This window comes from Stenotrophomonas sp. 85239_Sma, assembly GCF_056481725.1.
Window position 1 is genome coordinate 3,360,414 of sequence record NZ_CM151163.1, and the last position, 23,267, is coordinate 3,383,680.

Annotated in this window: 19 protein-coding genes; 8 read left to right on the top strand and 11 right to left on the bottom strand. The window is 67.5% G+C overall.

The annotated features are described in order from the left end of the window. The first annotated feature begins 11 nt into the window (after nucleotides 1–11). Nucleotides 12–500, top strand: a complete 489-nt coding sequence (locus ACYKG1_RS15735; protein ID WP_478470876.1) for a hypothetical protein — start codon at nucleotides 12–14, stop codon at nucleotides 498–500. Between the two features lie 9 nt (nucleotides 501–509). Here ACYKG1_RS15735 and ACYKG1_RS15740 read toward each other — a convergent pair whose 3' ends face one another. Continuing rightward, nucleotides 510–1,211, bottom strand: a complete 702-nt coding sequence (locus tag ACYKG1_RS15740; RefSeq protein WP_478470877.1) for a serine aminopeptidase domain-containing protein — start codon at nucleotides 1,209–1,211, stop codon at nucleotides 510–512. A 133-nt stretch (nucleotides 1,212–1,344) separates the two neighbouring features. On the opposite strand from ACYKG1_RS15740, the gene ACYKG1_RS15745 reads away from it, so the two are divergent. After that, nucleotides 1,345–1,632, top strand: a complete 288-nt coding sequence (locus tag ACYKG1_RS15745; protein WP_478470878.1) for a hypothetical protein — start codon at nucleotides 1,345–1,347, stop codon at nucleotides 1,630–1,632. Nucleotides 1,633–1,717: 85 nt separating this feature from the next. Here the strand turns inward: ACYKG1_RS15745 and ACYKG1_RS15750 are convergent, their stop codons facing one another. Then, nucleotides 1,718–3,841 (bottom strand): methyl-accepting chemotaxis protein, encoded by a 2,124-nt coding sequence (locus ACYKG1_RS15750; RefSeq protein ID WP_478470879.1) that lies wholly within the window; start codon nucleotides 3,839–3,841, stop codon nucleotides 1,718–1,720. 233 nt (nucleotides 3,842–4,074) lie between these two features. On the opposite strand from ACYKG1_RS15750, the gene ACYKG1_RS15755 reads away from it, so the two are divergent. Both ACYKG1_RS15755 and ACYKG1_RS15760 read left to right on the top strand, forming a co-directional pair. Next, nucleotides 4,075–5,037, top strand: a complete 963-nt coding sequence (locus ACYKG1_RS15755) for a L,D-transpeptidase family protein (protein ID WP_478470880.1) — start codon at nucleotides 4,075–4,077, stop codon at nucleotides 5,035–5,037. Between the two features lie 4 nt (nucleotides 5,038–5,041). Next, nucleotides 5,042–5,722: a M23 family metallopeptidase gene (locus tag ACYKG1_RS15760; protein WP_478470881.1), complete on the top strand. Its 681-nt coding sequence runs from the start codon at nucleotides 5,042–5,044 to the stop codon at nucleotides 5,720–5,722. Here the strand turns inward: ACYKG1_RS15760 and ACYKG1_RS15765 are convergent. The 5 genes from ACYKG1_RS15765 to hflK all read right to left on the bottom strand — a co-directional run bounded on the left by ACYKG1_RS15765 (nucleotide 5,652) and on the right by hflK (nucleotide 10,247). Then, nucleotides 5,652–6,314 carry a hypothetical protein gene (locus ACYKG1_RS15765; protein WP_478470882.1) on the bottom strand — a complete coding sequence of 221 codons (663 nt, stop codon included), beginning with the start codon at nucleotides 6,312–6,314 and terminating at the stop codon, nucleotides 5,652–5,654. The two genes, ACYKG1_RS15760 and ACYKG1_RS15765, sit on opposite strands and share 71 nt — an antisense overlap. Nucleotides 6,315–6,432: 118 nt before the next feature. Then, the gene (locus ACYKG1_RS15770; protein WP_100473596.1) at nucleotides 6,433–7,725 is read right to left on the bottom strand and encodes an adenylosuccinate synthase; all 1,293 of its coding nucleotides are present in this window, start codon (nucleotides 7,723–7,725) and stop codon (nucleotides 6,433–6,435) included. Between the two features lie 274 nt (nucleotides 7,726–7,999). Continuing rightward, nucleotides 8,000–8,185, bottom strand: a complete 186-nt coding sequence (locus ACYKG1_RS15775; protein WP_180866219.1) for a DUF2065 domain-containing protein — start codon at nucleotides 8,183–8,185, stop codon at nucleotides 8,000–8,002. Nucleotides 8,186–8,253: 68 nt separating this feature from the next. Beyond that, nucleotides 8,254–9,117: a protease modulator HflC gene (gene hflC, locus ACYKG1_RS15780; RefSeq protein WP_010482785.1), complete on the bottom strand. Its 864-nt coding sequence runs from the start codon at nucleotides 9,115–9,117 to the stop codon at nucleotides 8,254–8,256. After that, on the bottom strand, nucleotides 9,114–10,247 hold the full coding sequence (hflK, locus tag ACYKG1_RS15785; RefSeq protein WP_100473597.1) for an FtsH protease activity modulator HflK: 1,134 nt from the start codon (nucleotides 10,245–10,247) through the stop codon (nucleotides 9,114–9,116). The genes hflC and hflK overlap by 4 nt, the downstream gene beginning before the upstream one ends. A 153-nt stretch (nucleotides 10,248–10,400) precedes the next feature. Here hflK and ACYKG1_RS15790 point away from each other — a divergent pair, with 153 nt between their 5' ends. Together ACYKG1_RS15790 and pilH are read left to right on the top strand one after the other, a co-directional pair. Further along, nucleotides 10,401–11,396, top strand: coding sequence for a YhdH/YhfP family quinone oxidoreductase (locus ACYKG1_RS15790; RefSeq protein WP_100473598.1), 996 nt, complete (start codon nucleotides 10,401–10,403; stop codon nucleotides 11,394–11,396). A gap of 88 nt (nucleotides 11,397–11,484) precedes the next feature. Continuing rightward, complete coding sequence (gene pilH, locus ACYKG1_RS15795; protein WP_005410644.1) at nucleotides 11,485–11,856, top strand: twitching motility response regulator PilH; 372 nt, start codon at nucleotides 11,485–11,487, stop codon at nucleotides 11,854–11,856. A 138-nt stretch (nucleotides 11,857–11,994) separates the two neighbouring features. Here the strand turns inward: pilH and ACYKG1_RS15800 are convergent, their stop codons facing one another. After that, on the bottom strand, nucleotides 11,995–12,888 hold the full coding sequence (locus tag ACYKG1_RS15800) for a DnaJ C-terminal domain-containing protein (RefSeq protein WP_180838652.1): 894 nt from the start codon (nucleotides 12,886–12,888) through the stop codon (nucleotides 11,995–11,997). 261 nt (nucleotides 12,889–13,149) lie between these two features. Here ACYKG1_RS15800 and ACYKG1_RS15805 point away from each other — a divergent pair, with 261 nt between their 5' ends. Together ACYKG1_RS15805 and ACYKG1_RS15810 are read left to right on the top strand one after the other, a co-directional pair. Beyond that, on the top strand, nucleotides 13,150–13,632 hold the full coding sequence (locus tag ACYKG1_RS15805) for a peroxiredoxin (protein WP_100473600.1): 483 nt from the start codon (nucleotides 13,150–13,152) through the stop codon (nucleotides 13,630–13,632). 29 nt (nucleotides 13,633–13,661) lie between these two features. Further along, nucleotides 13,662–14,237, top strand: a complete 576-nt coding sequence (locus ACYKG1_RS15810) for a ferritin-like domain-containing protein (protein WP_100473601.1) — start codon at nucleotides 13,662–13,664, stop codon at nucleotides 14,235–14,237. Between the two features lie 72 nt (nucleotides 14,238–14,309). Here ACYKG1_RS15810 and pbpC read toward each other — a convergent pair whose 3' ends face one another. The 3 genes from pbpC to ACYKG1_RS15825 all read right to left on the bottom strand — a co-directional run bounded on the left by pbpC (nucleotide 14,310) and on the right by ACYKG1_RS15825 (nucleotide 23,267). Continuing rightward, on the bottom strand, nucleotides 14,310–16,691 hold the full coding sequence (pbpC, locus tag ACYKG1_RS15815) for a penicillin-binding protein 1C (RefSeq protein ID WP_478470883.1): 2,382 nt from the start codon (nucleotides 16,689–16,691) through the stop codon (nucleotides 14,310–14,312). Between the two features lie 49 nt (nucleotides 16,692–16,740). After that, nucleotides 16,741–21,648, bottom strand: coding sequence for an alpha-2-macroglobulin family protein (locus tag ACYKG1_RS15820; RefSeq protein WP_478470884.1), 4,908 nt, complete (start codon nucleotides 21,646–21,648; stop codon nucleotides 16,741–16,743). Nucleotides 21,649–21,806: 158 nt separating this feature from the next. Then, nucleotides 21,807–23,267, bottom strand: a complete 1,461-nt coding sequence (locus ACYKG1_RS15825; RefSeq protein ID WP_478470885.1) for a bifunctional 2-methylcitrate dehydratase/aconitate hydratase — start codon at nucleotides 23,265–23,267, stop codon at nucleotides 21,807–21,809.

Consider the following 23,267-nt stretch of genomic DNA (forward strand, 5'->3'; position numbering starts at 1 on the left):
GGAGAACCGTCATGCCCCGTGGTGACAAATCCGCCTATACCGAGAAGCAGAAGCGCCAGGCCGAGCACATCGAGCAAAGCGAGCGTGATCGTGGCGCAAGCGAAGGCACGGCAGAACGCATTGCCTGGGCCACCGTGAACAAGCAGGACGGTGGCGGCAAGCGCAGCGGCAGCGCACGCAAGGGTGCGAAGAAGGCGACCCGCAAGACGCCTGCCAAGAAGGAGCCCGCCAGGAAGTCGGCCACGAAGAAGGCCACAACCAAGACGACGGCGAAGAAGGCACCTGCGAAGAAGACGGCAGCCAAGAAGGCGGAGGCAAAGAAGGCACCGGCTCGCAAGACAGCCACGAGGAAGGCCACAAAGAAGACGGCGGTCAAGACGGCGAGTTCGGCCGCCTCGCGCAGTGCTGCCGCAAAGAAGGCGGCGAAGACCCGTGCGGCGAAGAAGACCGTCCGCAAGGTGGCGGCGAAGAAAGCCGCGCGTACCCGCGCGCGCGGCTGAGCCTGCCGATCAGGACGACAGCGTTCTCATCCACGCGGCGACTTCGGCTGCGGCTGCGTCAGCGCGTGCCTGAAGCAGCAGATGCGGCCCCTCCAGCGAAACATGCCGGGCGCCGGGCAGCAACACCTGCAGCTCGGCCACGCTGGGTGGCCACAGCAGGCGGTCCTGCAGGGCATGCAGGCATAGCGTCGGCACCACCAGTTCCGGCAGCAGTGCACGAACATCCACCTGCAGCGTTGTCGCAGCACGCTGGCGCAGGGTTGCAGCCGGTACCTGCGCGATTGCCAGGCCCAGCTCACGCTGGTTCGCGCGCGTCCGCCATCGCCCCAGCAGCAACCGGGCCATCAACGTGAGTGGCGGCAACGGCCACGCCGGAGCCAGTATCCGGGCGCTCGCCGCAGGCAGCGGCACCGGCCGCCGTGCGAAGGTCGCACTCAGTACCAATCCATGCAATCCAGGCTGCCCGGCCGCCGCCAGTTCGATGGCCAGTGGTCCGGCGAACGATTCGGCCAGCAGCACGAAAGGAGATGCCGGAAGCTGCGGGCGCAGGATCGACGCCAACGTGGTGGAGTCCTGTGGCCCCTGCACGGGCATCGACAATATCCGCACCTGCATGCCGTGCGCCTGCATCGCCTCTACGAAACGTGCCGACAGCAGGCCGGTGCCATCCAGGCCTGGCAGCATCACGACCGGCGGCAGCAGTGCATTCATCACGTCGACCATCCTTCATGCCTTCCCGTGGGAATCACTGCCCTGCAGCTTCACCCATCGGCCCGACCTTCGGAAGTGCACAGCCGCGAACGCCGCGCTACGCTGCTGGCCCCGACGGAACGGAGAAGGCGGCATGCGCAAGCCACGCTGGCTCAGCTGGACCGGCATTGCCGTGTGCGTACTCTATCTCGCACTGACGGTCTGGTGGGTCCACGATGCCCAGGCCTACAGCGATCCCAAGAGCACCTACATCTTCATGCAACTGCCGGTGATGCTGCAGACCGTTGCGCTCGACGCCGTCGGCATGGGCGCATGGCTTTCCGGAAAGAGCTGGACAACCATCTACCTTCTGGTGATGCCCCCCACCCTGGCTGTGCTGTATGTACTGGGGGCCATGCTCGGCAGCGTTCTGGAGCAATGATGGCCGTGCTTCCCACTGCCTGCGCCGGCCATTGAAATACGGCCGCCCAGGGCGGCCGTATTCCTGTCACTGCGCTGGCAGCAGCTCAGGCTGCGCGACGCGGCACAACCGACGCTGCTTCGCCTTCCACCTTGAACACCGACACCGAGGTGGTCAGCGCATGCGCCTGTTCTTCCAGCGCGCGGCTGGCGGCGGTGGCTTCTTCCACCAAGGCGGCGTTCTGCTGGGTCACCTGGTCCATCTGCACCACCACCTGGTTGACCTGCTCGATACCGGCGGCCTGCTCCTTGCTCGCCGCAGCGATGTCGCTCATCAGCTGGGTCGTACGCGAACTTGCCTGTGCCACGCGCGCGATCGCGGCTTCGGATTCAACGGTCACTGCCAGGCCGCTCTTCACCTTGGCAGCGGCGTCTTCGATCAGCTCCTTGATCTCCTTGGCGGCAACACCGGCTCGCTGCGCCAGCGTGCGCACTTCGCTGGCGACCACGGCAAAACCGCGGCCCTGCTCACCGGCACGTGCGGCTTCCACCGCCGCGTTCAGCGCCAGGATGTTGGTCTGGAACGCGATGCCGTCGATCACCGTGGAGATCTCCGAGATGCGTGCCGACGACTGGTCGATCTCGCCCATCACCGACGCCATCTGCGCCATCGCCTGCTCGGTCTCGCGCACCGCGGCACCGGCGGCATGCGCTTCACTGTCGGCCTGACGGGCCAGTTCGGCATTCTGGCGCACGGTGGAGGTCAGTTCCTCCATCGATGCAGCGGCCTCTTCCAGGTTCGCCGCCTGCTGCTCGGTGCGGCGCGACAGGTCGTTGTTGCCGGCGGCCAGTTCCTGTGCCGCATTGTTGATGCTGTCGGCAGCCACCTGGATGCCCCGCACGATGCCGGTCAGCTGCGCGGTGGTGGTGTTGGCGTCGTCGCGCATGCGGGCGAACACACCGTCGTACTCGCCGTCCATGCGTGCGGTCAGGTCACCGTGCGAGATCGCGCGCAGCACGTCGGAGACATCGGCGATGCTGGCCTGCGAACTGGCCATCATGCCGTTGAGGTGCTCGACCATCGCCTTGAACTGGTACTGGAACGCAGCGGCATCCCCGCGCATGCTGAAGTCGCCGGCGCGCGCGGCGCGGGCCAGTTCATCGATCTGCGCGTTGATCGCCATCAGGCTCTGCTTCACTGCCGCCAGGGTGTGGGTCAGCGTGCCCTTCTCGCCCGGGTAATCCGGCAGGTCGCGGCTGAGGTCGCCGATGGCGTAGCGCTGCATCACCTCGGCCATCAGCAGTTCCACCTGCACGTGTGATTCGACCAGGCTGTTGGTCGCCTGGACCATGCGGCCGAAGTCACCGGGGAACGCACCTGCATCCATGCGATAGCGGATCGCGCCGGCCTCATGCTGCTCGGCCATCTGCAGCTGCGCGCCGATCGCGGCCTGCACACTCTGCCGCACGCTGGCCATGGCTTCACCCAGCTGGGTCAGTTCGTCACGACCGCCCAGGCGGAACTCCTGGTCCAGCTGGCCCTTGGACAGGCGCTCGGCCAGGTTCACCGCGCGGGCCAGCGGGCCGGTCAAGCTGCGGCCGATCATCACCGAGGCACCGATGCCGACCAGCAGCGCGACGCTGCCCAGCACCAGCAGCTGCAGCAGGCTGCGCTCACCCAGGCGGATCGCCTCGGCGGCCGCATCGCGGCTTTCCTTCTCTTCGAAGTCCACGCCATCGGACAGGGCCTTGTTCCAGCCGTTGGCCGCGTCCTGCACCGGGCCCAGGGTCAGCGCCACGGCGCCCGGGTAGTCGCCCTGCTCCATCAGTTCGCTGGTCTGCTTGTTGAGCGGGCGCGCGATGGCACGCTTGGCGGCGATGGTTTCGGCGATGGCCTTGCCGTCGGCGTCACTGGGCAGGGCCTGGTAGGCGGTCCAGCTGGCCTCGTAGCGTTTGACCAGATCGGCGATGCGCTGCTCGTCGCGGCCACGCTCGTCACCCTGGCGGATCAGCATCTCGCGGCGCACCACCATCATCTGGTTGTTGGCATCGAGCATCTGCGACAGCAGGCGCACCTTGGCCACGCTGACGTCGACCACCTGCTGCATCGCGCGCTTCTGCACGACACTGGCGGTCGCGCCAGTGGCCACCACGGCAGCAACCAGCAGCAGCAGCAGGCCAAAGCCCAGCCCAAGACGCCAGGCAACCCTGACGTTCCTCAAGTAGTTCATGGGGGTATCCAAAACGGGGGGATGCGCCCTTATCGGCGACACGGCAGGCAATCTTGATCGCTGCCCATCGATGGCGTCGGCCACTGTTCACCTTGGTGAGCGTCCGCCCTGCGGCACCTGTCCGCAGGAACCGGCCGCAATGGCCATGGCTGCTCATGCGGGCATCAGATGCCTTTCACGGTGGCTCGGCGCCGGCTGCGTGCAAGGTGGTGGCGTACCTGCTGGAGATCCCAATGCCCTCATCTGTGTCCCGATCCACCTTGCTCGCAATCTCGCTGCTGGCGTCGCCGGTCTTCGCGCAGGCGCCGCCGGCCAACTTGCCCGCCCCCATCGCCGAAAAGGCCGGACCGGACACCGCCCCGCGCTCCGCGCTGCATGCCCAGGTACTGCTGGATCGCGCGAATTTTTCCCCCGGCCAGATTGATGGCGAGGTGGGTAGCAACCAGCGGCGCGCGGTGTCGGGCTTCCAGGCGGCGCATGGGCTGACCGTCTCGGGTGAACTGGACGACGCCACCTGGAAGGCCCTGCAGGCTGATACGGTCGGGCCGCTGGCCAGCTATACGCTGACTGCTCAGGATGTTGCCGGTCCGTTCCAGGCCACACCGAAAGGGCCCGCCGCCCAGGCCAAGCTCAAATCGCTGGGCTACGGCAGTGTGGAAGAGGCCCTGGGCGAGCGTTTCCATGCCTCCCCTGGTCTCCTGAAACTGCTCAACCCTGGCGTGGATCTGAGCAAGGCGGGCAGCCGCATCCAGGTACCCAACATCGCGCCAGGCGCATTGCCGAAGGCCGCGAAGATCGTGGTCGACAAATCCGACTCCACCCTGCAGTTGCTGGATGCACAGGGCAAGGTGATCGCGCAGGTGCCGGTGTCATCCGGCAGCCAGCATGACCCGCTTCCGATCGGCGAATGGAAGATACTCGGCGTCTACCGCGACCCGCCGTTCCACTACAACCCCAAGCTGTTCTGGGATGCGCGCAAGGGCGAGAAGAAGGCCACGCTGCCGCCAGGCCCGAACAATCCGGTCGGCCGCGTCTGGATCGACCTCTCCAAGCCGCACTATGGCCTGCACGGTACGCCCGAACCCGGCCATGTCGGCAAGACTGAATCGCATGGCTGCGTGCGCATGACCAACTGGGATGCGCTGCGTGTGGCCGATGCAGTGGATACCTCGGTACCCGTGGTGATGCAGGAGTGAGCCGATGCGTCTTTCGCAGCTGATCGTGCTGGGCGTTCTGCTGGGGCTGGGTGCAGGTTGGTGGCTGCGCCGCGATGCGGGTGAACCGGTAGCCGCCTCGCTGCCGGCAGCGCCATCGACGGTGGCCGCTGCACCGGTGAAGCAACCTGTCGCGCCACGCGCAGTGGCCCCACCTGCCATCGCTGCGCCGTCGGCCACGCGGGCTGCGGATGCACCGTCCGGGCTGCTGCTACCGGTACAGGGCGTGGCTGCCTCACAGCTGCGCGACACTTTCACCGAAGCCCGCAGCGAAGGGCGTGTGCACGACGCGATCGACATCATGGCCGACGCTGGAACGCCGGTGCTGGCGGTGGCTGATGGCACCGTGGAAAAACTGTTCGACAGCGCGCGTGGTGGCCTGACAATCTACCAGTTCGAGCCCAGCGGGCGCTGGTGTTACTACTATGCACACCTGCAGCGCTATGCCGATGGCCTGGCCGAGAAGCAGGTGGTCAAGCGCGGGGACGTCATCGGCTATGTGGGCAGCACAGGCAATGCCAGTGCCGACGCGCCGCACCTGCATTTCGAGGTGCACGTGCTGGGGCCGGAAAGGCAGTGGTGGAAGGGAGAGTCGCTCAACCCCTATCCCCTGCTGAAGTCGGCAGCACTGATGCCTGGCGCTGCCAGCGCCGCAACGCCCAAGTGAAGACAGCCAACGCAGCCCCTGCAATCAGCAAAAACAGTGCCGCCATCTTCCAGAAGAAGAACGGCCACAGCCAGACGTAATCCAGGTCGGCCAGCTTCAGCAGATCCAGCGGTGGCTGCAGCTCGATGTCTGCCGCGTGCCCCGCCAATGCCGGGTCCACCTCCAGCACGGTGACCCGCAGCCAGGAGCGGCCACGTGGCAATGCATCGCCGCGGCCGTATCCAAAGTAGGACGCCGTGAGGCCGCTGGACTCAACCGATGCCAGCGGGCGGTTGATGCCCTGCCCGGCCACGCCCGAACGCGCCCCTGCGCGGAAGGCTCCATGAGCGGTCGGAGTTTCGATGCGCAGCAGTACATCGGGGTCAGCCTCCGTACCGTCTGCGGCATACCGCAGGCGCAACCGCAGACGATCATCGATGAGGCGATAGACGGTGATCTGGGCGGTTGCACCAGGACTCATCGCCAGCGGCACCGTCTGCGTGCGCGAAGCCAGGGCATTGGCGGCTGCACCCAGCAAGAGCGCCAGGCAGGCGATGCCCCACAGGCTCCACAACACCCACAAGGTGACCCGCACTACCGTCTCGCCCTTCACGCTGACATCCTGGTCATCGCTTCGCCGCTCCGCCGGCCCCGCAGCAACAGTAACGAAAAAGCCCCGCTTTTGCGGGGCTCCTTCTTGCAGCGGACGCCGGGCATGGCCCGGTGCCATCTCAGGCGAACGGATCCTGCAGGACCATGGTGTGGTCGCGATCCGGGCCGGTGGAGACGATGCTGATCGGGCAGCCGGCCAGCTCTTCCAGCGAACGCAGGTAGGCGCGTGCGGCCGGCGGCAGGTCATCCCACTGGGTGATGCCGTGGGTGTTCTCGCTCCAACCCGGGAACTCCAGGTACACCGGGGTGCAGTCTTCCCAGCCCTGCGCGTCCAGCGGCGCGTACTCGGTGCGCTTGCCGTTGTATTCGTAGGCGATGCAGACCTTCAGCTTTTCCATGCCATCCAGCACGTCCAGCTTGGTGATGCACAGGCCGCTGATGCCGTTGATGGCCACGGCGCGCTTCAGCGCGACGATGTCCATCCAGCCGCAACGACGCGGACGGCCGGTCGAGGCACCGTACTCGGCGCCGCGGTCACGGATGCCCTGGCCGACTTCGTCGTCCAGCTCGGTCGGGAACGGGCCGCCGCCGACGCGGGTGGCGTAGGCCTTGGCGATGCCCAGCACGTAGTCGATCGAATCGGCACCGACGCCGGAACCGGCCAGTGCACCACCGACGGTGGTGTTGGAGCTGGTGACGTACGGATAGGTGCCGTGGTCGATGTCCAGCAGCGCACCCTGCGCGCCTTCGAACAGCACGCGCTTGCCCTGCTTGCGCAGGTCGTGCAGGATGCCGGCCACGTCGGACTTCATCGGCTGCACGTATTCGCCAAAGGCCAGTGCTTCGTCGAAGGTCTTCTGGAAATCGACCGCATCGGTGTTCAGATACTTGGTCAGCACGAAGTTGTGGTAATCCAGCGCCGTGCGCAGCAGTTCTTCCAGCTGCTTCGGGTAATGCAGGTCGGCGATGCGGATGCCGCGACGCGCCACCTTGTCTTCGTAGGCCGGGCCGATGCCACGGCCGGTGGTGCCGATCGCCTTGCCACCGGCAGCGCGCTCGCGCGCCTGGTCCAGGGCGATGTGGTACGGCATGATCAGCGGCGCGGCCGGGGAGATCTTCAGGCGCGAACGCACTTCCACGCCGGAGGCTTCCAGCTCGGCGATTTCCTTCTGCAGCGCGGCCGGCGAGATCACCACGCCGTTGCCGATCAGGCACAGCGCATCGTCACGCAGGATGCCCGACGGGATCAGGTGCAGGACGGTCTTCTTGCCGTTGATGACCAGGGTGTGGCCGGCATTGTGGCCGCCCTGGAAGCGCACGACGGCGCCGATTTCCTCAGTGAGCAGATCGACGATCTTGCCCTTGCCTTCATCGCCCCACTGGGCACCAAGCACTACGACAGACTGACCCATGACGGGCTCCTCATATGTTGCGGCCATCGGGGCCGCGGACGGTTGAACCGTGGCGGGGCTGGCCAGCACCTGGAGGGCGGCTCCAAACGGGGAGCAGCCGGCGATGGAAGGCCCAGACACGGAAAAAGCCGAACGGGGAGGCCCGTCCGGCTTTTGTGCATTATCCGGGTTTCCGGGGTCGGGTGCCACCTTTCCGACGGACGGCTTCACCCAGCGGTCAGCGGGCCCGAAACGGGGTCAGATCCCTTTCCTGCGGAAAGGGATCTGACCCCTGCTAATGCCGCACCCACCACAGCAGGCTCAGGCCGGCCAGCAGCACCAGCCCGCCGAAGCTGCGCAGGGCCGGGCTGGGCATGTCCAGCAGGCGTTCGGCCATGCGTTTCCAGGCGAACGGGGCGACGAACAGGAACAGGCCTTCCAGCACCGCCACCAGGCAGACGGCGGCGAACAGATCTTTCATGGGGGACTCCGGAAAAAAACACGGGGCCCGGCATCTGGCCGGGCCCCGTGGGGTACTGCCCTGCGACCTCAGCGGTCGTTCTTCAGGTACTGCAGGAACGGGTCGTTCTTGTCCAGCACGATCACGCCGTTGCCGTCGGTCATGGAGCCACGGTAGGCCTCCAGGCTGCGGTAGAACGCGTAGAACGACGGATCGGCCGAGCCGGCCTTGCCGTAGATGCGGGCCGCATCGGCATCGCCTTCACCGCGCAGGCGCTGTGCATCACGCTCGGCCTCGGCGATCAGCACGGTGCTGTCACGGTCTGCCTGGGCACGGATGGTCAGCGACTGCTCCTCGCCCTCTGCACGCAGCTTGGCCGCTTCCTGCTTGCGCTGGGCGCGCATGCGCTCGTACACGTCGTTGATCACCTGGCTGTCGGTCGGCAGGTCCACCTGCTTGATGCGCAGGTCGATCATCTGCATGCCCAGGCCGGCCACGGCTTCGTTGATCCCCTTCAGCTGCTCGGCGATCAGCTCGCTGCGGTCGCCGGAAACCAGCTGCTGCAGGGTGCGCGAGTTGATCTGGTTGCGCAGCGAGTCGGTGATGATCGGAGCCAGGCGGGCATTGGCAATGCGCGGATCGCCGCCGGTGGCGCGGAAGTAGTCACCTACGTTGGAGATGTAGCCGATGGCGAAGAAGTCGACGCTGACGTCCTTCTGCTCGGCGGTGAAGTAGCGCGCCGGCGCGGTGTCGAGCACCTGGAAGCGGCGGTCGAAGACCTTCACCGTTTCCACCACCGGCACCTTGAAGTGCAGGCCCGGCTTGATGTCCGAACGCACCACCTTGCCCAGGTTCAGCACCATGGCGGTCTGGTCCTCACGGACCACGTACACCGAGCCGAGCAGGCCCAGCACCACCGCCACGATCACGGCGATCCAGATAGGACTTTTCATCGGCTGCCCTCCTCACGGCCGCTCGGTCGCCCGGTCGGGCGGCCCACCGGCCGGCCCGGATCACGGGAAGCTTCCACCGCTGCACCCGGCAGCGACGGCATCACCACGTCCGGGTTCGCCACTGCGGCCGGGGCCGACGTGCTGGGACGGGTGTCGCCGGTCATCGGCACGTAGATCAGCTGGCGGCCATCGCCCCCGATCACCTTGCGGTTCTCGCTCAGCACCTGCTGCACGGTCTCCAGCCACAGGCGCTTGCGGGTCACTTCCGGCGCGTCCTTGTACTGGGCCTGCAACAGGCTGAAGCGCTGCGCGTCACCCTCGGCCTTGGACACCACGGCCTGCTTGTAGCCTTCGGCGGTGGTACGGGCACGCGAGGCCTGGCCTCGGGCTTCCGGCACGACCTTGGCGGCGTAGGCCTGGGCTTCGTTGATCAGGCGCTCCTTGACCTGCTGGGCACCGTTGACCTCGTCGAAGGCCGGCTTCACTTCTTCCGGCGGACGGGCGTCCTGCAGGGTCAGGCCGGTCACGGTCAGGCCGGTCTTGAACGCCTTCAGCAGCGCCTGCAGGCGCTCCTCGGCAGCCACGGCCAGCGGGCCACGGTTGTTCAGTACCGCATTGAGGTCGGCGCGGCCGACTTCCTCGCGCACCGCGCTCTGCGCCGACTGCTCCAGCACCTGGTTGGCATCGACGGTGCCGAACAGGTACAGCTGCGGGTCGTCGATGCGGTACTGGACGTTCAGCGAGACGTTGACGATGTTCTCGTCGCGGGTCAGCACCGGCACCTGGATCGAGAAGGTCTTGATCTCGGTGGCGTTGACCTTGGTGACCGATTCGATCGGCCACGGCAGCTTGAAGTTCGGGCCGGGCTGCAGGATGCGCGAGAACTGGCCGAAGCGCAGCACCACGCCGCGCTGCTGTTCGCCGATCAGCTGGAAGCTGGAGAACAGCACCAGCAGCACCACGGCCGCCACCACCCAACGCACGATGCCGCCGTCGAACAGGTCCTTCAGCGGCCCGGGCAATCCGCCCCAGCCACCACCATTGCCACCGCCGCGCGACCCGAACGGCCCGCGTCGATTGTCCTCGGGGCCTTGTCCGCCCTTGTTGCCGCCGGGTGTATTCCAGGCCATGCACGCTCCATCAAGATTTGGGCTGCGGCGCGGGCCCTTCCCGCGGCGCCAGCCGTGAAACCATCACCGATCATACAAGATGGGGCGGATCGGCAGGATCGAAAGGGGGGCGACGGGGTAAGGTGGCGTTTTCCTCGAAGTCAGGCAACGCCGATGGCCCCCACCACCCCGTTCACCGCCTTCCGCATCGAAAACGACGACGCCGGCTACCGCAGCGGCCTGGCCCAGCTCAGTGTCGACGACCTCAACCCCGGCCAGGTGCTGATCCGCGCCCACTGGTCCTCGGTCAACTACAAGGACGCCCTGGCCGGCACCGGCAAAGGGAAGATCCTGCGCCGCTTCCCGCTCGTGGGGGGCATCGACGTGGCCGGCACCGTGGTCGCCAGCACCGACCCGGACTGGCGTGAAGGTGACGCGGTGCTGGCCACCGGCTGCGGCCTCAGCGAGACCCGTGACGGCGGTTACAGCCAGTATGTGCGGCTGGAGTCGCGTGCGGTGATCGCCCAGCCGGCCGGGCTGAGCCCGCGTGAGGCGATGGTGCTGGGCACCGCCGGCTTCACGGCGGCGCTGGCGCTGCTGCGCATGCAGGACAACCGGCAGGCTCCGGAGCTCGGCCCGCTGGCAGTGACCGGTGCCAGCGGCGGTGTCGGTGCGCTGGCGCTGTCGATCTTCAGCCGTGCCGGCTACACCGTGCACGCGGTCAGCGGCAAGCCGGACCAGGCCGATTTCCTGCGCGGCATCGGTGCCAGCGAGGTGCTGCCGCGCGAGGCGTTGGCCGATACCGGACCACTGCAGTCGGCGCGCTTCGGCGGTGGCCTCGACAATGCCGGCGGCGGAATGCTGGCCAGCCTGCTGGCGCAGACCGTGCCCTACGGCAGCGTGGTCAGCGCCGGACTGGCAGCCAGCCCGGCGCTGGACATGACAGTGATGCCGTTCATCCTGCGCGGCGTATCGCTGCTGGGGGTCTCCTCGGCCAATGCGCCGCGAGGGCTGCGCGAGGAGGTGTGGGCGCGGCTGGGGGATGAGTGGAAGCCGCAGCAGCTGGACCGGATCTGCACCGCCGAGGTCGGCCTGGATGGCCTGCCGGCCGTGTTCGAGCGGATGCTGGGCGGTGGCTCGCTGGGGCGCACGGTGGTGCGGATCGACTGAACGTCGCAGGCAGGCGACGGACGGCAACCGCGCCCCTCCCGCCGGTAATGTGCCCGCACTACACTGCGGGCATTACATGGGGAACAACATGGCACGCATTCTGATCGTCGACGACTCACCGTCGCAGCTGTTGGGGATACAGCGCATCGTCGAGAAGCTCGGGCACCAGATCCTGACCGCCACCGATGGCGCCGCCGGGGTCGAAACCGCCAAGGCCGAGCTGCCCGACCTGGTCCTGATGGACGTGGTGATGCCCAACCTCAATGGCTTCCAGGCCACTCGCACCCTCGCCCGCGACGAGGCGACCCGGCATATCCCGGTGATTCTGGTGACCACCAAGGACCAGGACACCGATCGCATGTGGGGCATGCGCCAGGGCGCCAAGGCCTACATCACCAAGCCATTCTCGGAGGACGAGCTGTCCGAGGTGCTGGAGCGGGTGTTCGCCGGGCAGGGCTGAGGCTCGCCCCCGCAGGTGCCGACCTTGGTGGGCACGCTCTGAACGACCGCAAGGCGTGCGGACCAAGGTCCGCACCCACCAGTATCCATCTCAGATCGTTTCGCCGACGGCGCACGCCGCCGGCGCTCCTCCGGCCACTCAGATCGTCTCGCCGAACGCCTTGGCCAGGTTCCGGTACGCCTTCTTCTGCGCCTCGTCGGTCGCGGCCGGGGCCACGATCTCGATTTCGACGATCTGGTCGCCGTCCGGGCTGCCCGGCAGGCCGCGGCCACGCAGGCGCAGTTTGCGGCCGGCATCGGAGTCGGCCGGGATCTTCAACTCCACCGCACCGCCCAGGGTCGGCACGCTGATGCTGGTACCCAGCGCGGCCTGCCACGGCGTGACCGGCAACGTATAGAGGATGTTGCGGCCATCGACCTCGAACTGCGGGTGCGCGGCGTACTCCACTTCCAGCAGCAGGTTGCCGCCATGGTTGCCCTGCCCCGCCAGGCGGATCACCTGGCCCGGACGGATGCCCTTGGGCACGCGTACGTCCAGCTGCTTGCCGTTGACGGTGATGCGCAGGCTGTCACCGCTGTAGGCCGCTTCCAGCGGAACCGACAGCTTGGCGCGGGTGTCGCGGTTGGGCGCATGCCCCTGGCTGCTGAAGCCCGGCCCCGGACCAGCGCCGCCACCGCCACGCTGGCGCGCGAACAGGCTTTCGAAGAAGTCGCTGAAGCCGCCATTGGGGCCACCGCCGCCGAACACTTCCTCGAAATTGAAACCACCGGCGCCGCCGTAGTTCGGCGGCACGTTGAACTCCTCGCCCGGGCGGTAGCCCTGTGCGCGCAGCTGGTCATATGCCGCCCGCTTCTCCGGATCGCGCAGTGCCTCGTAGGCCTCGTTGACCGCCTTGAACTTGTCTTCGGCCCCGGCCTCCTTGCTGACGTCCGGGTGGTACTTGCGTGCCAGCCGGCGGTAGGCCGTCTTGATCTCCGCCTCGCCCGCGCTTGGTTCCACCCCCAGGGTGGCGTAGTAATCCTTGAATTCCATCCAGCTACCTCGATTCGCTTCGGCCGCGCCGGTGGCGCCGCCCCGGGTTCATTCTACGCGCCGGCGATGCTACGCCGCCTCTCGTGCGGCCCCGGTGAGGCCGACTGATCCTGCGCAATGCGGCTGCCATCCCGATACCCCAGGCTGTGGCTGGAAGCCCCTGCCGCAAAGCCCGAAGATGGGGCCTGCACACGGGTTTTCCAATGTCTTGACGCCCCTGTCCCATCCGGCCCACTAGCCTGCCCCAGCAAGGAGTTCCCCATGACCATCCATGTCGGCGACCGCATTCCGGAAGTGACCCTCAAGCGCATCCGCGAGGGCATCGAAACGCTCGATACGCACTCGCTGTTCGACGCGCGCAAAGTGGTGCTGTTCTCCGTGCCCGGCGCGTTCACCCCGACCTGCTCGGCACGCCACCTGCCCGGGTACGTCGAGAAATTCCAGGCCTTCCGCCAGCGCGGCATCGACGTCTACTGCATGGCCGTCAACGATCCGTTCGTGATGAAGGCCTGGGCCGCCGACCAGAGCGTGCCCGACAGCCTGCTGATGCTGTCCGACGGCAATGCCGAACTGACCCGCGCCCTGGGCCTGGAGCTTGATGCCAGCGCGTCGGGCATGGGCATCCGCTCGCGCCGCTTCGCCCTGTACGTGGTTGACGGCGTGGTTCGCGCGACGTGGATCGAAGAGCCCGGCCAGTTCGAGGTGTCTTCGGCCGAGTACGTGCTGGAGCACCTGCCTACCTGATTCCCCACCGCAAAAGGAAACGGCCAGCCATGTCCAGCAAGCCAGCCAAAGCTCCCAAGCCCGCCGCTGGGGTTCCCGGCATCAGCGATCGCAAGAGCCTGCGCGAGCGCGCCAGGCGCAATATCGAGGACGGTGCGATCACCGACAGCTACAGCGCCGACCGCAAGGTGGTGATCAAGCTGCTCAACGACGCACTGGCCACCGAGTACGTGTGCGTGCTGCGCTACTACCGGCATTACTTCATGGCCAAGGGCATGCTGGCCGACGCGGTCAAGGCCGAGTTCCTCGAGCATGCGCAGCAGGAACAGGCGCACGCCGGCAAGCTGGCCGAGCGCATCGTCCAGCTCGGCGGCGAACCCGACTTCAACCCGGATACGCTGACCGCGCGCTCGCATGCCGAATACAAGGAGGGCAGCGACCTGCGCGACATGGTGCGCGAGAACCTGGTGGCCGAACGCATCGCCATCGACAGCTACCGCGAGATGATCAACTTCATCGGCGACCGCGATACCACCACCAAGCGCATCCTCGAAGAGATCCTCGCGCAGGAAGAGGAACACGCCGACGAGTTTGCCGACCTGCTGGATGGGTGGATCGGGGAGTAGCGGCCCCGCATACACCTTGGTAGATGCCCACCTTGATGGGCGGATTCATCGCGTGCCAGCCCAGGTTGGCACCTACCGGAGGACGTTGAACCGCACCTGCGTCCATGCGCCATCGGCTGCCAGTGCGGTCAGCGTGTGTGCACCCGGCTCGGAGAATTCGCGCTGCATCAACTGCGCACCGTGGGTCTGCGCGATCCAGCGGCCATCCAGCAACCAGTCCACCGCCTGCTCGCTGCCCAGTGCACGCAACTGCAGGCGCACGCCGTGTTCCGAATTCGGCGCGCGCGCCAAGGTAGCGCCATCATTGAGCCCGTCCACATGCAGCGCGACACTGGCTTCGCGCCCATCGTCGCGGCAGTCCGGCGACAACGCCGGCAGCTGCGAAGCCTCGCGCGTGGCCTTGGGCAGCCACGGTGACAACAACGCCGGCCAACGCGCGATCTCACGCGCGACTTCCTCATGTGGCGCGCGGCAATCAGCGGATACGCGCAGACCGGTCCGCGCGTCGGCCAGGTAACGCTGCCGCCCCGGTTGCCAGCGCCGCGCTTCGCGCTCGGGGAAGGTCGGCGGCGCCGCGCCGTCCAGCAGATAGGCCGGCATCCGCCGCTGGCACAGCGCCGCTGGCAGGCCCTCGGCGCGTTCGCCGGTGGGCCAGCAGATGTCCTCCTGGCTGACACTGCCCGGCATCGGTGCGGCCGCCGAATCGCCGCGCTGGCGCGGCAGGCTGTCGACCACTTCGAACATCAACGGCAGCGCCGTGACCGCGCCGTACTGGCCCGGCAATGGGGTGCCATCCGGCCGGCCCACCCACACGCCCACGGTGTAGTGGCGCGTGCTTCCGATCGCCCACGCATCGCGATAGCCATAGCTGGTGCCGGTTTTCCACGCCACGCGCGGGCGGCCACCAACATCGAAGGTGCCGACGCTGTAACCCGGGCGTGGGTTCGATTCCAGCATCTCGCGCACGATCCAGCTGGCGCCGGGCGAGGCCAGGCGCCGCTCGATCATCGGTTCGTCATCGGTGTAGCGCACGCGTCCGGCAATACCGTTGCGGTTGAGCGCGGCGAATGCGCCGACCAGATCTTCCAGCCGCGCTCCGGTACCGCCCAGGATCAGCGACAGGTTGGGCGTGCTTCCCGGGGGGAAGCGCAGCTGGATGCCGGAGTGCGACAGGCGCGCGGCGAAGCGCGCGGCCCCGACCCGTTGCAGCAGGTCCACCGAGGGCACGTTGAGCGACAGTCGCAATGCACTGGAGGCACCAATCGGCCCATTGAAGGCCATGTCGAAGTTGCCGGGGCGGTAGCTGCCGAAACTCTGAGGCGCATCGACCAGCAGGCTTTCCGAATGGATCAGGCCATCGTCCAGCGCCATCGCATACAGGAACGGCTTGAGCGTGGAGCCCGGCGACCGCCAGGCCTGCACCATGTCCACGTGGCCCAGCCGCTGGCGGTCACCGAACGCCAGGGTACCGACATAGGCACGCGCCTGCAGGGTCTGGTTGTCGACCACCAGCAAGGCGGCCGAGGTGCGTTCGGGCAGCGTCGAGAAATAGCTGGCCACGCGTTCTTCCAGCGTGCGTTGCAGGCCGATGTCGATGCTGCTGTGGATGCGTGCCTGGCCCGGGTGCGCCGAGTGCAGTCGCTGCGCCAGCAGTGCGGCATGCAATGGCGGCCGCAGCGAGCGCGCCACCACATTCTCGATGCGCGCGTCCTCCACCTCTTCCGGTGTCCACGCGCCCAGTTCGGCCATGCGTGACAGCACCTTGTCGCGTGCCTTCTGCGCGGCTTCCGGGTGACGATCCGGGCGCAGCCGGCTCGGCGCCTGTGGCAGGACCGCCAGCAACGCGGCTTCGGCATGCGACAGCTGCGCCGCCGGCTTGCCCAGGTAGGCCCAACTGGCCGCTTCCACGCCTTCGATGGTGCCGCCGTAGGGCGCCCGCTCCAGATACAGGGCCAGGATCTGCTGCTTGCTCAGGTGCACTTCCAGCTGCACCGCGCGCAGCATCTGCTTGAGCTTGCCCCAGGGGGTGCGCGTATGCGGGTCGAGGATGCGTGCGACCTGCATGGTCAGGGTCGAGCCACCGGACACGATGCGGCCACCGCGCAGCAGCTGGCCGCTGGCACGCAGGATCGCCAGCGGGTTGATGCCTGGATGCCGCCAGAACCAGCGGTCCTCGTAGGTCAGCAGTGCCTGCAGGTACAGCGGCGAGACGCTGTCGATCGATGCCGGATAGCGCCACACGCCCTCGGCATCGGCAAACGCGCGCAATGGCGTGCCGTCGGCAGCGACCACCAGGGTGCTGGTATCGCGCTGCTTCGGCAGCGGTGGCGGGAAGGCGAAATCCAGCGCCAGCAGCAGTGCCAGCGTGGCGGCCGTCCCCCAGCGCAGCCACGGCCACAGCGGCCGCAGCCGGCGGCGCAGGGCCGCCAGCCGGGTCGTCATCGTCTTCTTCATGGCCTGTTGCCAGCAGGACGGGCCGCGCCGTCGCGGCCCGTCCGCGCGGTCACGGCTGCACCACCGTGATCGTGGTCGGGTTGCTGCGGCCAACGCCACGCAGCTGTGGCCGGTACATGTCCTCCACCAGCGGTGGCGGCACCGAGTAGGTTCCCGGGGTCACCGCGCGCACCAGATAGAACACGTTGGCCTTGCTGCCGCGCGAGAGCTTCAGCGCGGCCACATAGCGGTCGTCGCGGAACTCTTCGTGCTTGGTGTCGGCAGCTTCACCGCGGTCGCTGATGGTGATGCCATCGACCACCACATCGGCCCACTGCTTGGCATCGCCCAGGTTGAAGTTCTCGATCTCCAGGCCCGCCGGCAGCAGGTCGGTCAGCAGTGCATCGGGCATCGTGGTGTCGGCGGTGACGGTGACGCGCACGATCAGTGCTTCGCCCTCCTTCAGCGGACGCGGCGACCACGGCTTGCCATCGGTGCCGTAGTAGCTGCGCTCGACGCCCAGCACGCTGTTGTCCGGCGCCGGCGCGCTGCGCGGGATGCCGGCCACGTCGATGCTGGCGAACATCGGCGGCTGCCCCTGCGGGGTGAAGCGCACGCCGCTGGCCAGCTCGCTGGCGCTGAAGTTGCGGCCGAACAGCTTGCGCTCGCCGATCGCTTCGGTCGTGCCGCCGATCACCAGTTCACCGGCCACCAGCGCCTTCTGGTTGGCGGCAAGGGCCTTGCCGAGGCGGGCGATGGCCACCTGCTCCTGCGTGCTCAGCCACATCCAGCCGGCGTTGCGGCGCGCATCCAGGCCACGCCCCAGATCGACCGCGCGGGCATCCCAGGCCGGCTTGGCCAGCTTGTTTTCGTGGGTCAACGCGATCATCAGCGCGTCATCGCGGATCGCACTGCCGTAGTCGCCGAAGTACGACGGGCGTTCGCTGCTGGACTTGGCGAAGGCCGCCGCCAGCGCGGCCTGGCCACGCTTGGCATCGCCCTGCAACGACAGCGCCACGCCCAGATGGACCAGCGACAGGCCGCCGACCGCCTTGCTGCGCTCGTTGTCGTACAGCGTACGCAGGGTACCCAGCGGCGCACGGTTGACCCGGGCCAGCACGTAGCCCGAATACGCCTGGTTGGCGAACTTCAGTTTCTCGCGATCCTCCTGCCCGTAGAACGGGTTGCCACCGGACAGCAGGTCTTCGCTGAGCCGGTTGAGTGCCTTCTGCAGCACGTTGTCCGGCACCGCGAAACCGGCGTCCTTGGCATCGAGCAGGAACTCGGTGATGTACGGGGTCAGCCACGGGTTCACGTAGCCGTCGTCACCCCACATCGAGAAATTGCCATTGGCCACCTGCATCGACGCCAGCCGGCCGAACGCGCCTTCCATGCGCTCGCGGCGGGTCTTGGCATCCAGGCCGTCGGCACCGAGCATCGACGATGTCGCCTGGTCCAGGATCAGCGCGGCGTAGCCCTTGCTGGTGGTCTGCTCGGCGCAGCCATACGGGTAGTTCAGCGCGCCCTGCAGTGCACTGGCGAACGGGATCGGCGGCAGCGGGCTGACCAGCAGGCGCGCGTTCACCGACTCGGACATCAGCCCATCGGTCAGGCTGTTGTCGAGGCTGACCGCCGCCAGCGGGTCGAGCGTGCGCACCTGCGAACGCAGCACCTGCGGCCACGCCGCACGCACCGGCAGGTCGTAGCGGCGATCAGCCTTGAAGCCGTTGCCGTCCACCCGCACGCGCACCTTGGCCACGCTGTGGCCCTCGCGCGCCGACAGCGGGAAGCTCAGCGTGGTCTTGGCATCGGCATTCAGCTGCACGCTGCGGCTGCCTTCGCCGAGGCTCAACGGGCCCTCGGTGTCCACCTTCACGCTGAACTGGCCCGGCTTGCCGGTGAAGTTCTGCACGTCCAGGGTCACGGTGCTGCGGTCGCCCGGGGCCAGCACGCGTGGCATGCTGGCTTCGGCCAGGATCGGCGCGCGCACAATGGTTTCCACATCGCGCTTGCCGTACTGGTCATCGCTGTAGACCAGCGCCGACACGCGCAGCGTGCCGTTGAAGTCCGGCACCTTCAGGCGGATGCGGGCGTTGCCCTTGGCATCGAGCTGCACCGGGCCGGAGAACAGGTCCACGGTCTGCACGCGTGCCGTCGGGCGCTTGGCCTGCGGCAATGCCTGCAGCGCCATGTCACCACCGAACTTCAGCTTGCCGCTGCCACCATCAAAGCTCTCGATCACCCGGCTGTAGATGTCATAGGCATCGATGCCGAGGCGGCGCTGGGCGAAGAAATGCGCACCGGCGTCGGGCACCGGGAAACGGGTGATGTTGAGGATGCCCACGTCCACCGCCGAAACGGTAACGTGCGCCATCTTGCCAGCCAGCTGCGGTGCGCTGACCGTCACCGGCAGGTCCTGTTCCGGCCGCATCTGCTTGGGCGCGACCAGGCCGACGGCCACGGTGCGGCCCTTGCGGTCCATCGGCACGTGCACCACGCCTACGGCACGGGCCGGGGTGATCTTGCTCGGCGCACTGCCGCCGCGGAACACCAGCGCGGTGATGTAGACGTCGTGGCGTTCCCAGTCGGCGGTGACCGGAATCTTGAAGGTCGAACCCGGCTTGGCCTCGATGTCCTGCACGTACAGCATGCGATCGGTCTCGACCATCAGGATGCCCTTGCCGGCATGCGGCGGGGTCACCGTCACTTCCAGGGTGTCGCCGGCCTTGTAGCTGGTCTTGTCCAGGCCCAGCTTGACCTTGTCCGGGCGTGCGTCCAGGCCGCGGTTGTCATCACCCCAGCTCCAGCCGGCGCGGAACGGATAGCGGCTGGTCAGGCCGGTGGACGGATCGAACACGTCCACCCGGTACTCCCCCCACTCCACCGGGAAATCGAAGGCAACCGCGCTGCTGCCGGCATCGACGGTGCGGGTTTCCTTGTTCTCGAAACGGCGGGTGAAATCGTAGTCCCAGCGGTTGTCGTTGAAGGTCCAGTGGTAGTCGCGCAGCTCGCGCACCAGGGTGATCTTCAGGCCCTTGGCGGGCTGCGGCGTGCCGGCGGCATCCACGCGCATCAGTTCAAAACGTGCATTGCCGTTGGAATCGGCCCCATCGTCTGGGTTGAACAGCGGGCGCACGCCGACCAGCGCGTTGGCCGGCCACATCACCCGCTTCAAGGTGCGGGTGACCGTACGGCCACCGGTTTCATACAGGCTGCCGGACAGCACCACGGCAATGGGTGCCTTGGCCTTGGCCGCCTCTTCCGGCAACGCCACGTCCTCACGCAGCTGGCCATTGGCCGGCAGCGTGGTATCGATCACGTCCTTGGCTTCGCGCGGCAGCTGCAGGGTCGGGTCACCGAAGAAGTAGCCCGGCAGGCCGTCCACCGGCTTCTGCTCGGCGGCCACCGCCAGGCGCGCGGTGAAGCGGTTGCCATCGGCCGGCGCGCCGTACAGATAGGCACCATTGGCCTGCAGGCGCAGCTCCTCGCCCGGCTTCAGCGTCTTCTGCGCGCTGTCCAGGTCCAGCTTCATGCGCTCGGGCAAGAATTCCTCGATGCGCAGGGTCATGCCCTGGATCGCTTCCTTGCTGGCCGGATCGGTGCGGAACTCGACCTGCCAGCGCCCGGTCGGCGCTTCAGCGGGAATGACCTGCTCGAAGTTGATGTAGCCCTGCTCGCCCGGCTGCAGGCGGGTTTCGCGGAAGGTCTTGCCGTCGGGCTGCTTCAGGCGCAGGAACACCGGTTGCGCCTTGACCGGCTTGCCATCGTTGTCGCGCAGCAGGGCGGACAGGCGCACGGTCTCGCCCGGGCGGTACAGGTCGCGCCCGGACCAGGCATAGACGTCGAACCAGGCGTTGTCACGACCGGCCACTGCGAATTCGCTCAGGTCCAGCGCCGGCTGGTTGAACGGCAGGAAGCTGGTGTCCTTGCCAGTGCTGGCGACCAGCACGTGGGTGGCATCCAGGGTGTAGTTCAGCAGCGCGTTGCCATTGCCGTCGGTGCTGCCCTTCAGCACCACCTCGCCCTTGGCGTCGAGCACGCGCAGGTCGATGCCCTTCAGCGGCGCACCGTCCTTGAGGCCGGCGGTGTGCACGAACAGCTTGTCCTTGTAGGCGCGGGTATGCAGGCCGATGTCGCTGACCGAGAAGAACGCGGTATCGAACTCGCCTTCGTAGTCACCGGTGCGCTTGAGCAGGGCGAAGTACAGGCCCGGCTCCTGCAGTTCCTTGATGTCCTGGGTCGGCAGGTAGGTCAGCACCCGCTCGTTCTTCTTGCCGCCGAGGATGAAGCGGTTGACGTAGACCGGCTCGGCCAGCTTGTTGATCGGGCTGCGCTCGTAGTCGCTGCTCAACTCCCAGCTGCCGCGGCGGCCACCGCGCTGGTACTGGCTGAAGAAGGTCGGCAGGTCCTTCTCGCGCACGCGCAGGAACTCGACGTCGACCTCCGGTACGTTCACCGAGACCACCGGCAGGCCGCGGCTGTCCTTGGCCGGCAGCACGCTGCCCTGCGAAGCGAAACCGACCACCGGCTTCAGCTCGCCGCTGAACACCTTCTGCTTCAGCTCCTTGCCGAGGCGGCTGCCATCGGCCGCCAGCAGGTCGGGCGAAACCACCAGGCTGAACTCCTTGCCGGCCTCGACGAACGGATAGCGCAGGGTCAGGCCGTCATCGGACAGGGTCCAGCTGCTGTCGTCGGTGCCGACCTTCTCCTCGAAGCGCACCAGCTTGTCGAAGTCCTGGGTACCGACCAGCGGCCGCGAGAATTCCAGCGCAAGCGACAGGCCGTCATTCTTCTGGTCCGGGTAAGCGCGCAGCAGGGTGAATTCCTTCACCTGCTCGGCCTGGGTGGTGATCGCCTCACCACTGGCCTTGGGCAGCTGCCCGCTGTCGTTGCGGCAACCGGCCAGGCCCAGCAACAGGCCTCCTGCCAGTACCGCCGCCGCCCATCCCCACCGCTTCCGCCGTGCCGGACCGCTCATGTCGTCACTCCTTGATCGAGGCAGCCATTATAGGCAGGCCGCGTCAAGGCGTTGACACCCCGGCGGTCGGAAAGCCGGTCCCGCCCGGGACCTGGTTGCCGCCAACCTTGGTTGGTGCCCCCCCATGCCAACCAAGGTTGGCATCCACCAGAGCGGCCTCACCCCGGCAGGTACAGGTCCACGTAGTCGGTCACCGGCATTGCCGCCAGCGCCACCGGGTCCAGCGATGCGGCCAGGATGCGCTGCTGCTGGGTGGTCGGGAAGCGGTGGGCCAGGTGCCGGCGGAACTTGTCCATCAGCAAGGGGATTCCCTCCTCGCGGCGACGGGCGTGGCCGAGCGGGTACTCCACCAGTACCTCCGGCAGTTCGCTGCCATCAGCGAAGCGCACGCTCAGGCCGTTGGCGATGCTGCGCTTGTCCGGGTCCAGGTAGTCGGCGCTGAGCTGCGGATCCTCATGGCAGGCCATCTTCGCGCGCAGTGCGTCGATGCGTGGATCCGCCGCCACGTCGTCCTCATAGTCCTCGGCCACCAGCCGCCCATGCAGCAGCGCGATGGCGACCATGTACTGCACGCAGTGGTCGCGGTCGGCCGGGTTGTGCAGCGCCCCCTGCTTGTCGATGATGCGGATGCAGGCTTCCTGGGTGCGGATCGCGATGTGCGCGATGTCCTCGACCCGCCGCCCCATCGCGCGCAGCTGCTGGTGCAGCGCGATCGCTGCCTCCACCGCGGTCTGGCCGTGGAACTCGGCCGGATAGCTGATCTTGAACAGCACGTTCTCCATCACGTAGCTGCCCAGCGGTCGCCCCAGCGTCAGCCTCTGGCCATGCATGGACACCGCCTCGAAGCCCCAGGTCGGCGCGCTCAGCACGCTGGGATAGCCCATCTCGCCACTGGCCGCCATCAGCGCCAGGCGCACGCCACGGCTGGTGGCGTCGCCGGCCGCCCAGCTCTTGCGCGAACCGGTGTTGGGCGCATGCCGGTAGGTGCGCAGCGCCTGGCCATCGACCCAGGCCAGCGACAGCGCATTGAGCATGCGTTCGCGATCCAGGCCAAGCAGCTGCGCTACTACTGCGGTAGTAGCCACCTTGACCAGCACCACGTGATCCAGCCCGACCCGGTTGAAGGAATTCTGCAGGGCCAGCACGCCCTGGATCTCGTGTGCCTTGATCATCGCCAGCAGCACGTCATGCAGGGTCGGCGCTGGGCGGCGCATAGCCTGTGCGTTGCGCCCCAGCCAATCGCACACGGCAAGAATGCCGCCCAGGTTGTCCGACGGATGGCCCCATTCGGCGGCCAGCCAGGTGTCGTTGAAATCCAGCCAGCGCACCATCGCGCCCAGGTTGAAGGCCGCCTGCACCGGGTCCAGCTCGTAGTGCGTACCCGGCACGCGCGCACCGTTGACCACGCTGATGCCCGGCACCAGAGGACCGAGCAGCTTGCTGCAGGCCGGGAAGGACAGCGCTTCCAAACCGCAGCCCAGCGTGTCAAGCAGGCAGTGGTGCGCGGTCTGGAACGCCAGGGGTGAGTCGATGCGCGCGTCGCGCACGTAGTCGACGATGTCCACCAACAGCGCATCCCACGCTGCACGCTCGTTGGAGGGGGGGCGGCTGTCAGACAT